The 10,737-nt window shown below is 37.2% G+C and carries 13 protein-coding genes; 10 read left to right on the forward strand and 3 right to left on the reverse strand.

Features of this window, described 5'->3' with window-relative positions:
* From VGE44_RS12695 to VGE44_RS12705, 3 genes are all read right to left on the reverse strand, one after another.
* The coding region (locus tag VGE44_RS12695) for an MATE family efflux transporter (protein ID WP_331079617.1) at positions 1 to 1,381 on the reverse strand (1,381 nt) is incomplete at its 3' end.
* Between the two features lie 56 nt (positions 1,382 to 1,437).
* Positions 1,438 to 2,061, reverse strand: a complete 624-nt coding sequence (locus VGE44_RS12700; protein ID WP_331079619.1) for an RNA-binding domain-containing protein — start codon at positions 2,059 to 2,061, stop codon at positions 1,438 to 1,440.
* Between the two features lie 13 nt (positions 2,062 to 2,074).
* Positions 2,075 to 2,560, reverse strand: coding sequence for a DUF4442 domain-containing protein (locus tag VGE44_RS12705; RefSeq protein WP_331079621.1), 486 nt, complete (start codon positions 2,558 to 2,560; stop codon positions 2,075 to 2,077).
* Between the two features lie 127 nt (positions 2,561 to 2,687).
* Here VGE44_RS12705 and VGE44_RS12710 point away from each other — a divergent pair, with 127 nt between their 5' ends.
* The 10 genes from VGE44_RS12710 to VGE44_RS12755 form a co-directional block, all read left to right on the forward strand.
* Positions 2,688 to 3,917 carry an MFS transporter gene (locus tag VGE44_RS12710; protein WP_331079623.1) on the forward strand — a complete coding sequence of 410 codons (1,230 nt, stop codon included), beginning with the start codon at positions 2,688 to 2,690 and terminating at the stop codon, positions 3,915 to 3,917.
* A gap of 63 nt (positions 3,918 to 3,980) precedes the next feature.
* The gene (gene hemF / locus VGE44_RS12715; RefSeq protein WP_331079625.1) at positions 3,981 to 4,892 is read left to right on the forward strand and encodes an oxygen-dependent coproporphyrinogen oxidase; all 912 of its coding nucleotides are present in this window, start codon (positions 3,981 to 3,983) and stop codon (positions 4,890 to 4,892) included.
* A gap of 13 nt (positions 4,893 to 4,905) precedes the next feature.
* The gene (locus VGE44_RS12720) at positions 4,906 to 5,307 is read left to right on the forward strand and encodes a hypothetical protein (protein ID WP_331079628.1); all 402 of its coding nucleotides are present in this window, start codon (positions 4,906 to 4,908) and stop codon (positions 5,305 to 5,307) included.
* A 90-nt stretch (positions 5,308 to 5,397) separates the two neighbouring features.
* Entirely contained in the window at positions 5,398 to 6,309 is a 912-nt protein-coding gene (locus VGE44_RS12725; protein WP_331079630.1) for a MerR family transcriptional regulator, read from the forward strand.
* A complete protein-coding gene (locus tag VGE44_RS12730) occupies positions 6,309 to 7,784 on the forward strand; it encodes a phytoene desaturase family protein (RefSeq protein WP_331079631.1) in 1,476 nt (491 codons plus the stop codon). Before VGE44_RS12725 ends, VGE44_RS12730 begins: the two co-directional genes overlap by 1 nt.
* Positions 7,785 to 8,621 (forward strand): phytoene/squalene synthase family protein, encoded by an 837-nt coding sequence (locus VGE44_RS12735; protein WP_331079632.1) that lies wholly within the window; start codon positions 7,785 to 7,787, stop codon positions 8,619 to 8,621.
* Positions 8,618 to 9,085 carry a hypothetical protein gene (locus VGE44_RS12740; RefSeq protein ID WP_331079634.1) on the forward strand — a complete coding sequence of 156 codons (468 nt, stop codon included), beginning with the start codon at positions 8,618 to 8,620 and terminating at the stop codon, positions 9,083 to 9,085. Before VGE44_RS12735 ends, VGE44_RS12740 begins: the two co-directional genes overlap by 4 nt.
* 2 nt (positions 9,086 to 9,087) lie before the next feature.
* Positions 9,088 to 9,627, forward strand: a complete 540-nt coding sequence (gene idi, locus VGE44_RS12745) for an isopentenyl-diphosphate Delta-isomerase (protein ID WP_331079636.1) — start codon at positions 9,088 to 9,090, stop codon at positions 9,625 to 9,627.
* Positions 9,628 to 9,635: 8 nt separating this feature from the next.
* Positions 9,636 to 10,094, forward strand: a complete 459-nt coding sequence (locus VGE44_RS12750; RefSeq protein ID WP_331079638.1) for an SRPBCC family protein — start codon at positions 9,636 to 9,638, stop codon at positions 10,092 to 10,094.
* A gap of 78 nt (positions 10,095 to 10,172) precedes the next feature.
* The coding region (locus tag VGE44_RS12755; RefSeq protein WP_331079640.1) for an epimerase at positions 10,173 to 10,737 on the forward strand (565 nt) is incomplete at its 3' end.

Consider the following 10,737-nt stretch of genomic DNA (forward strand, 5'->3'; position numbering starts at 1 on the left):
ATTCCGGTGGCATCAATTTTATTTGAGCTTGCCGAACCAGCTTCTTAGAAAAATAATGGAATCTGGTAAAGAGTAACCCAGCAGAAACCAGTAAGCCAAGGGTCAGTCCATACCAGATTCCATTTGCTCCCAATCCCAAAACTATTCCAAGATAATATCCGGCGGGTATCCCAATAACCCAATAGGCTATAAAAGTTATTAATGTAGGTATATTAACATCACCTATTCCACGTAATATTCCTAAACCTACAATTTGGGTTCCATCAAATAGCTGGAAAAATGCTGCAATTATAAGTAATTGTGCAGCAATGCTTATAACAGCCTTATCTGAAGTATAGATCCATGGCAGATATTCATTAAGCCCGGCAAATAAGAGAGCCGCGACTGCCATAAAGATCAATACAATATGATAACTGGATATGGCCGAAAGCCTAAGATTCAGAAAATCCTCTTTACCAAAATTATTGCCTGTTTTAATTGTTGCTGCAGCAGAAATACCACTGGCCATCATATAGGTTATCGCTGCCAGATTGATAGCCACAAGATGTGCTGCCTGTTCTACTGCTCCAATACTACCGATTAATATCGCTGACACGCTGAAGGCGGTCACTTCAAAAGTATATTGAAGTGCAACCGGCGTGCCAATTTTCAGAATCTTTAACGATCTGATTTTATCAATCGATTCATGGCTAAATGATTTAAGATAATCTTTAAAATGCTTTGACCTTAATACATAAATACACATTACAATAGCCATGATAATTCTGTCGATAAGTGTACTCCAGCCCACGCCATTAACACCCATAGGCTCAACTCCAAATAAACCTTTAACGAAGGTGATCCCAAGGCAAACATTAATGAGATTTCCCCATAGAGAGATCATCATAGCCTGCTTGGTGAAGCCGAGTCCTTCGGCAAATTGTTTAAAGGTCATGAAAATCATTAATGGTACGATTGAGAAGCCCAGCAAACCCAGATAGGGCTTTGCCTGTGCCACAACATCGGGGTCCTGATCCATTCTGTCGATAAACAGAAGAGAACCATAATAGATGAGGATGTACAATAGTATTCCTATGATTGCATTGATCAGTAAGCTATTAGCAAGAAGCTTCCCGCACTCCTGATTGTTTTTCTTACCGCTCTCCTGTGCAATGAGAGGGGTGAGTCCATAGGAAATACCCATCCCAATAACCAGAGCTATAATAAAAATACTGTTGACAAGCGAGACCGCAGCTAAAGGAATCGTACCTGCAAAATGTCCTACAATAACACTATCAGCAGTATGTACAAGCGTATGCCCAAGCTGTGAAATAACAACCGGTATTGCCAGTATAAGATTACTTTGATAATGGGACTTATATTTGAAGTAAATGCGTTTCAACGTAAATTTTTAAGGTATTTAAGTATCTGTAAAATAGTAATTTATACTATCTTATATTAAGAAGCAGTATAGTACTCTTCTTTTTCTGTGGTATGAAGTCTGATCACTCCTGAAAGTACCAGATTCACAAGAATACGATGGGTTCTTCGCCTTGAAAGGTTAAGCATCTGACTGTATTCACGTGAAGTGATTCGTTCATGTTCATTCAGATACTCTAAGAGGGCTTTTTCCTTTGAAGAATACTCAAGCAAAACTCCATACTCATTGTTTTCACGTTTGAGAACATCAATTACAATTTTGCTGGCCAGCACGCTTTTATCTTTTACCCGGATGTAAACCCACCATTTTTTATCTTCACCAAGAGCATAATGGGGTTTCATTTCACTCTTTTTTATTTCTGCAACAAGAACTGTTTTATCATCGAGATAGACCTCTTCAAATTTAGGTTCGAGCGCTGGTTTACAGTAAAAATGAGCTGCCCGGGTAATCATATATTTCTCCTCATCTTCAGACTTTACTCCACTTATTGTTCCATCGTCAGATATTCCGACCAAAAGTCTTCCCCCCTTATTATTAGCGAATGAAACCATTGTTTTGGCGATTTTTTCACAGCTGGTTATCTTTTTTTTGAAATCCTGCGTTACGCCTTCCCCCTCCAAAATTAGTCTCCTGATATTCATGATCAATAATCTTTTAGTAGGCAATTGTTTGTTCTTCCCCTTTATACAGGTTACGAATATATACTTCATTGATCACTGTAGCACAAAGCAAGCCTTCTGAACTAAATATATTCATCGGATATGCTTTGACAAATTTCCCTTCAGTTACCAGTATTGTTTCAGCCTCTTTAATTTGCTCTTCGCTGAGTGAAATTGTAAAATATAAATTCGTTGCTCCGGGTTTTAAATAACGGATCTCAGCACTTCTTAGCCATACCCGGCATTTTAAGCCTCTTCTTTGGAGAATCTGATCAAAAAGCAGGGCGAAGAATGGGTCTGAAGCACTGAATATGGTACCCCCAAAGATGGTTCGATTATAATTTACATTCAAAAAGCTCTTTGAAATCTTTACATGCACTCCGGTAAAGCCCTTATCAAACTTAATTACCCAGATTCTTTGAAAAAATAGCGGGGGATAAAAACGCATTGCCCATTTGAGCATGTTTTCTGATACAACCATTCATACAAATATCCGCAAATTGACTTGATATTAAAAAATATCGCTTAGATCATATTACTTAAAATGAATTAAGCTCTTGTTTTGGTTTTTCAATTTTGTTTGTAGATTGTGGGATAAAATATATCATATGGATCAGGATGCTGTAAATAAGAAAAATGTTAAACTAATTATCATCGTAGCTGCATTAGGCTATTTTGTTGACATATATGACCTGATCCTCTTTTCAGTTATCCGGATTAAAAGTTTGAAAGGACTTGGAGTTTCTGATGGCGACTTGCTGGACGTGGGTACTATGCTGATTAACAGCCAGATGTTTGGAATGCTGATTGGAGGAATTCTTTGGGGTGTTTTGGGTGATAAAAAGGGACGCCTGAGTGTGCTTTTCGGATCTATATTATTATACTCAGCGGCAAATCTTGCCAATGGTTTTGTCACAACTGTTGAGCAGTATGCAATAATTCGTTTTATTGCCGGAATCGGTCTTGCAGGGGAATTGGGTGCCGGGATTACCCTGGTTACTGAAACGATGAGTAAGGAAAATAGAGGCTATGGTACAATGATCGTAGCAGGTGTAGGACTTATGGGGGCAGTTGCCGCTGCAATAGTTGGAGAGAATTATGCCTGGGAAACATCTTATATCATTGGAGGGATCATGGGATTGCTGCTGCTTGGCATGCGCGTCGGTCTGGCAGAGTCAGGGATGTTTAAAAATTTAAAGAACGATGGAGTAAGCAAAGGGAATATTTTTATGCTCTTTTCGGATGGAAAGCGATTTAAAAAGTATCTGAGTTGCATATTAATTGGAATTCCGCTATGGTTTGTAGTAGGAGTGCTCGTTACGTTCTCGCCCGAATTTGGTAAGGAATTAAATGCAACAGAACCACTTTCAGCAGGAACCGGTATAATGTATTGTTATATAGGTATTGCAATAGGAGATATAGTTGCCGGATTTATGAGCCAGATGTGGCGTTCAAGAAAGAAAGTTATGCTTGTTTTTCTATTGCTTACGGGAGTTAGCATTGTAGTTTATCTGAATGCAGAGGGTATGAATTCACAACAGTTTATATGGCTTGTTTTATTCCTGGGTTTTTCATCCGGATATTGGGCAACCTTTGTTACGATTGCATCAGAGCAGTTTGGAACAAATCTCAGAGCAACTGTAACTACTACTGTACCTAATTTTGTTAGAGGATCTCTGGTTTTGGCAACCCTTTCATTTACAGCTTTAAAAGGTAGTTTGGGCATAATTAACAGTGCATTAGTTGTGGGATTTGTATCCTTAGCTATAGCCTTAATTGCTTTATATCAGCTTAAGGAAACCTTTGGTAAGGATCTGGACTATCTTGAAATAAGCTAATCCGAATTGAGTATGTTGAGAATTGCTTTCATGATCTAATTAAAAAAACATCATTTTTGAAGGATGATTACGAAAGAGAAGATAGCTGAAGCTTACCAGATTATTCAGGATGAAATATGTTCCGGACTTGAACTCACTGATGGTTCAGCTAAATTTCAGGAGGAGTTATGGCAAAGGGATGGAGGAGGTGGCGGTCGTACACGTATAATTCAGGGCGGAAGTATCATTGAAAAGGGGGGGGTAAATTTTTCTGCTGTCCATGGTAAACTTCCCGAAACTGTAAAAAAAGCATTGGGAGTGGCTGAGGATGATTTTTTTGCCACCGGCGTGTCAATTGTCATCCATCCAAATCATCCATGGGTCCCGATTATTCACATGAATATCCGCTACTTTGAAATGACCGGCGAATCTGGTAAGGATTTGCGATGGTTTGGTGGCGGAATTGACCTAACTCCACATTATGTGATTGAAGAGGACGCGCGTTTTTTTCATGCCAAACTAAAACAAACCTGTGACCAGTTTCAATCTGAGTTTTATGTAAAGTTTAAAAAGTGGGCTGATGATTATTTTTATATTAAACACCGCCAGGAGACCAGAGGTGTCGGAGGTATATTTTATGACCGTCTAACCCCTCAGTCAACAGGTCTTGAATGGGAAGATATTTTTGAATTCTCTAAAGCTGTTGGCAGGACTTTTTTGCCGGCTTATACTGAACTTATTCAGAGAAACAGAAGCAAATCATTTACCGAAGAACAAAAACTCTGGCAATTCCAGCGGCGGAGCCGATACGTGGAATTTAATCTGGTTTATGACGCTGGAACCAGGTTTGGTCTGGAAACCAATGGAAGAATTGAATCTATTTTGATGAGTCTGCCTCCTCAGGCTAATTGGGTATATGATTTTACTGCAAAAGAAGGCTCTGAGGAAGAAAAGACTCTAAGAATGCTAAAAAAAGACATTAATTGGCTTTCCTGATTAAATTATTACCATGAAAAAACTATTAAATATTTCGTCTTCTCTGTTATGTCTTGTTATAATTTCATCCTGTAGCACGGGCCCTCTTAAGGGAACATGGCAGTATGATGGGGGTATTTACAATGGCAGATCCCAGAAAGCTTCTAATGAATTTCAAATGCAAAGAACCTATGCTTCAGATACCTATGAAGCCTTTATGCTGGAAGGGAATAATCCTCCTGAATTATATAATTCTGGCATTTATGAAATCAGGGGAGATAGTGTTCTGATTACCAGTAAGTTTAGTAGCCGGCCTTCACAAAATACAGATGTAACTATTGCTTATAAATTTGTGGTCGATCAGGACAAACTTATCATAAATGGTGTTTTGCCAAATGGAATGGTTGTCGAGGAGTACTGGAAAAAAATTAAGTAATCCCTTCTTGTAGTCGTTCTAAATTTCATTTAATTGTAATATTGCTGTGTAAAATGATTTTGTTTAAATTTTTTGTTTTAAATTTAAACAATGAATTTATTTTCCATCTCTCAATTAGCTCAATTTTCAGGAATCAAACCCCATACAATCAGAATATGGGAGCAGAGATATGATGCTTTAAAGCCTGAGCGTTCTGAGGGAAATACCAGATATTATGACGACAAACAGTTAAGGCGTCTTCTTAATATTGTTAGTCTGATGGAACAAGGGCATAAAGTTTCCCAATTATGTTCCATGAGTGATGATACTCTATTCTCAATGATTCATGATTCCGGACGAATCGATTCAAGTGATAGCGAAGAATACTTTATAAATCAGCTTATTGCTGCCGGGATGTCTTTTGATTCCGGCCATTTTGAACACATTCTTTCTTTAAGTTTTTCAGCTTATGGAATCAGAGACACTTATAAAACGGTAATATATCCTTTAATGAACCGGATAGGTTTGCTTTGGGCCAGTGATTTCCTGCCTACAACCAGTGAACATTTTATAAGCAATATATTTCATCAAAAATTATCAGCAGCTATCGATGCTTTGCCTTTAGCTGATTCAGATAATAAAACATGGTTGCTTTTCCTTCCTGAGAATGAATTTCATGAGTTGCCTTTATTATATGCAAATTTTTTAATTAGACTTTCTGGCCATAAAGTGATTTATCTGGGCAGTAATGTCCCGATAAAATCCTTAGAATCAGTAGTTATTGACACCAGACCAGATTATTTATTGATGTTCCTGATTCATTTTGATTTGCCTGAGCAGATTCAAAAAGATATCGAGGGTATAAATGAGTATTTTTCAGGTGAGAAAATATACCTTGCTGGTAATCATAAATTGATTTCAAGCATGAAATATCCCCAGAATGCAGAGTACCTCTCTTCAGTGCTGGATATTGAAAGAATACTTGGTTTGAATGAAGTTTTAAGCAATAATTTAAGTAGATAATGTCAAAAATTATTGTCATCGGATCAGGTTTTTCGGGTTTAAGTGCAGCTTCATATTTGTCTGCAGCCGGACATGAGGTACATGTTTATGAAAAAAATCCACAGCCTGGTGGTAGGGCGAGGCAGTTAAAAGATAATGGATATGTTTTTGACATGGGTCCGAGCTGGTACTGGATGCCCGATGTTTTTGAAAAATTTTTCTCAGACTTTGGTTATAAGGTCTCTGATTTTTATCAAATTAAGCTCTTAAATCCATCTTTTGATATTGTATTCCCTCAATCTGAGATTATGAGGGTTCCTGAAAACTTTGATGAGCTCTCTCAGATGTTTGAGTCTATTGAAAAGGGTAGTGCTCTGCAACTTGATAGGTTTATGAAGGAGGCCCAGTTCAAATATGATACTGGTATGGGAAGTCTGGTTTACAAACCGGGATTGTCTTTGATGGAGTTTGCTGACCCTGATCTTATCAAAGGTACTTTTCGTCTTCAGGTTTTCAGCTCGTTCAGAAAACATGTAAGAAAGTTCTTCAGTGATCCCAGATTGGTTGCCCTGATGGAGTTTCCGGTCCTTTTTCTTGGCGCCATGCCACAGGATACCCCTGCATTATACAGTTTAATGAATTATGCAGGGCTTAAACTAGGTACATGGTATCCTGATGGAGGTTTTGGAAAAGTAATTGATGGTTTTCTGGAGGTTGCCAAGCGAAATGGTACAAAGATTCATTTGAATTCTCCTGTTGATCAAATAATAATTGAAAATAATCTGGCAAGGGGAATAATGGTTAATGGCAGCAGGATAGATTGTGATGCGATAATTGCATCAGCCGATTACCATCATGTGGAGACTAAGCTACTGGACGCGAAACATAGAAATTACGATGAAAATTATTGGAAAAGCAAGGTTTTTGCTCCCTCTTGCCTTATTTACTATATCGGCTTGAACAAAAAGATTGAAAAGCTTAGTCACCACACTCTTTTCTTTGATGAAGATTTGGAACTGCATGCTATTGAGATTTATAAAAACCCAAAATGGCCTGCAAAACCACTTTTTTATGTTTGCTGCCCTTCGAAGTCAGATGACAATATCGCACCCGAAGGCAATGAGAATTTGTTTCTTTTAATGCCATTGGCCCCGGGACTCACAGACACAGAGGAACTTCGTGAAAAATATTTTAATTTAATGATTACACGATTGAACAAACATATTCAGGAAGATATTAGTACGGCCATTGATTATAAGAAATCCTATTGTGCAAGTGATTTTATAACTGATTACAATGCATATAAAGGAAATGCCTATGGATTGGCTAATACCTTATTGCAAACGGCTAATCTTAAACCAAGTATCAGAAACAAGAAGGTGAAAAATCTATTTTATACCGGGCAGCTCACGGTTCCTGGACCAGGGGTGCCACCTTCGATTATTTCGGGAAAAGTAGCTGCCGGACAGATGATTAAACATTTAAATCAAAAGTAGATGAAAATTCTTTTTGATAATCTTTCTTTACAAGTCAGTAAAATGACCACAAGGGCTTATAGCACAAGCTTTTCATTGGGGATTTACTGTCTGAGTAACAGCCTGAGAGATTCTGTTTATTCAATTTATGGTTTTGTACGTCTTGCAGATGAGATTGTAGACAGCTTTGAGGGTTTTGATAAGAAACTTCTTCTTACAAAATTCAAGGTTGAAACTTATGAAGCCATTGAGAATCGGATTTCATTGAATCCTATTTTGAATTCATTTCAACATGCAGTTCATCAGTACAATATTGGTTTGGATTTGGTTGAAACCTTTTTACAAAGTATGGAGATGGACCTGGAGAAGGTTGACTATACCGCTGAAAAATATCAGCAGTATATTTTAGGTTCAGCAGAAGTTGTAGGACTGATGTGCCTTCATGTGTTTACAGGAGGCAATTTGAATCAATTTAATGAGCTTAAACCTTATGCAATGAAACTTGGGGCTGCCTTTCAAAAAGTGAATTTCCTGAGAGATATGAAAGATGATTACCAGGTTTTAGGTAGAACTTATTTTCCGGATGTTGATATTTCTGAATTTACGTTGGCCGCTAAGGAACAGATAGAGCAGGATATAGAGAATGATTTCCGGATTGCATTGAAAGGTATAAAACTACTTCCAAGTACATCAAGAGGAGGAGTTTATCTGGCTTATGTTTATTATAAAGCTTTGTTTAATAAGATAAAGAAACTGCCACCTAAAAAGATATTAAGCGAAAGAATCAGAATAAATAACGGTAAGAAACTTGGAATAATGGTCAATTGTATGGTTCAAAACAAATTAAACTGGGTGTGAGGTCATATCTGCTTTGTTTTTTTCTTTTCCATGGATTATCGCTCTCAGCAAAAACTCCTGAGATTGAAGATGTGCGGGTATTATTTCATAAAGCAGAATCATCTCAAAAGGTATGTATTGAACTAATTGAACTCTTAGAACCTTATAATGATAAAAATAATGCACTGTTTTTAGGATACAGAGGAAGTGCTAATATGTTGATGGCTAAACATTTAATTAACCCATTTATTAAATTATCATATTTTAAAAAGGGTAAGCTGATGCTTGAAAAAGCGATTCAATTCGACCAGAAAAATATAGAATTGAGATTCCTGAGGTATACGTTTCAAACCAATGTGCCCTCATTTCTTAATTATAATGACAATAAGGAAAATGACAGGGTGTTTTTGCTTCAGTCCCTGAACAGGTTGAATGATCTAAAGCTTAAGAATATAATCAGTAATTATCTTAAAAAAGAAAGCTAATAATGAAAGAGACCTTTGAAGGAGCTGATGAGTTAGTGATTCTTGTGGATAACCAGGATAATGAAACAGGTGTTCAGGATAAACTATCTGTACATCAACTTGGACTCCTTCACAGGGCATTTTCAGTTTTTGTATTTAACTCTAAAAATGAACTTATCCTGCAGCAAAGAGCCGATGGGAAATATCATTCTCCCGGACTTTGGACAAATACCTGTTGTAGCCACCCAAAACCTGGTGAGAAGACGCTTGATGCCTGTAAGCGCAGATTAATGGAAGAGATGGGTATGGAGTGTAATCTGGAGTTTAGTTTCAGTTTTATGTATAAGTGTAAATTTTCCAATGGACTCACTGAGTATGAATTTGATCATGTTTATCTAGGGTATACTGACGATTTACCGGTATTGAATTACGCTGAAGTAAAGGAATGGAAATACATTAGTCTCATTGAGCTCGAAAAAGAAATTGAATCCCATCCTGAAAAGTTTACAGAATGGCTTAAAATTTGCTTTCCTAAGCTAGTCGAACATACCCAACCTTATTAAATCAAATCATGATATATTATTTTAAAACTGAACATCTTTTACCTGTTAGTATTGATGAGGCTTGGAATTTCTTTTCATCTGCAAAAAATCTGGCTCGTATTACTCCGCCTGAAATGGATTTTAAAATTTTAAGTAACCTTGATGAAAAGGAGATTTATGAAGGCATGATAATAGATTATATTGTAAAACCTGCATTTGGAATTCCTTTGAAATGGCAAACTGAGATTTTTAATGTAAATAAGCCACATAGCTTCACAGACAGGCAATTGAAAGGACCTTACAAAATATGGGAGCATACTCATACATTTATTCAGCAGGAAAATGGAATCTTAATGAAGGACGAAATAAAATATCAGATTCCTCTTGGCTTACTTGGGCAATTAGCTCATAGTTTATTTGTCAGGGAAAAAGTAAAAGATATCTTTAGGTTTCGCGAAAATGCCCTTAACAAAATTTTTACAAATTGATCAGTGTTCTGTTTTTTTGGATTAATAAATAAATTTAATCCGTTGTATTAATACATAAATGACTCTTATAATTGCATCATGAACGCTGATATTAATTCAAGCAGAAATATATTAATAACCGGGGCAAGTGGCCTGATAGGTACCAGACTTATTAAAAACCTGCTGGAAAAGGGTCATAGAGTTTCTGTGCTATCCAGGCAAAATTCAAATTTCAAAGGTGTTAGTACTTTTAATTGGGATATAGATAAGCAATTGATTGATCTGAAAGCTTTTCAGGGAATAGATACCATCATTCATCTTGCGGGTGCAGGTATTGCTGATAAGCGTTGGACCAAACAGCGAAAGCAGGAAATTGTTGATAGCAGGATCAGGTCGACCCAGTTGCTATACCACACAATAGATGCTATAAAAGCTCCTGTTAAAACATTTATATCTGCTTCAGCAGTAGGATATTATGGTGATAGAAATGATGAGATACTTTATGAAGAAAGTGAAAGCGGGACCGGGTTTTTGGCCGATTGCTGCAAACAATGGGAGGCCGCTGTAGATGAAGGACTGAAATCTGGTATTAGGGTAGTTAAGCTGAGAATCGGAATCGTACTTTCAAAGCAGGGTGGGGCACTTTCAGAACTGGCAAGACCGG

It is taken from the genome of Daejeonella sp., from assembly GCF_036405355.1.
Taxonomy (GTDB): domain Bacteria; phylum Bacteroidota; class Bacteroidia; order Sphingobacteriales; family Sphingobacteriaceae; genus Daejeonella.

What these genes read in the sequence shown, in the direction of transcription:
- VGE44_RS12700 (WP_331079619.1), bottom strand. Translation starts at nt 2,061, where the DNA reads ATGAATATCAGGAGACTAATTTTGGAGGGGGAAGGCGTAACGCAGGAT.
- VGE44_RS12705 (WP_331079621.1), bottom strand. Translation starts at nt 2,560, where the DNA reads ATGGTTGTATCAGAAAACATGCTCAAATGGGCAATGCGTTTTTATCCC.
- VGE44_RS12710 (WP_331079623.1), top strand. Translation starts at nt 2,688, where the DNA reads ATGGATCAGGATGCTGTAAATAAGAAAAATGTTAAACTAATTATCATC.
- hemF (WP_331079625.1), top strand. Translation starts at nt 3,981, where the DNA reads ATGATTACGAAAGAGAAGATAGCTGAAGCTTACCAGATTATTCAGGAT.
- VGE44_RS12720 (WP_331079628.1), top strand. Translation starts at nt 4,906, where the DNA reads ATGAAAAAACTATTAAATATTTCGTCTTCTCTGTTATGTCTTGTTATA.
- VGE44_RS12725 (WP_331079630.1), top strand. Translation starts at nt 5,398, where the DNA reads ATGAATTTATTTTCCATCTCTCAATTAGCTCAATTTTCAGGAATCAAA.
- VGE44_RS12730 (WP_331079631.1), top strand. Translation starts at nt 6,309, where the DNA reads ATGTCAAAAATTATTGTCATCGGATCAGGTTTTTCGGGTTTAAGTGCA.
- VGE44_RS12735 (WP_331079632.1), top strand. Translation starts at nt 7,785, where the DNA reads ATGAAAATTCTTTTTGATAATCTTTCTTTACAAGTCAGTAAAATGACC.
- idi (WP_331079636.1), top strand. Translation starts at nt 9,088, where the DNA reads ATGAAAGAGACCTTTGAAGGAGCTGATGAGTTAGTGATTCTTGTGGAT.
- VGE44_RS12750 (WP_331079638.1), top strand. Translation starts at nt 9,636, where the DNA reads ATGATATATTATTTTAAAACTGAACATCTTTTACCTGTTAGTATTGAT.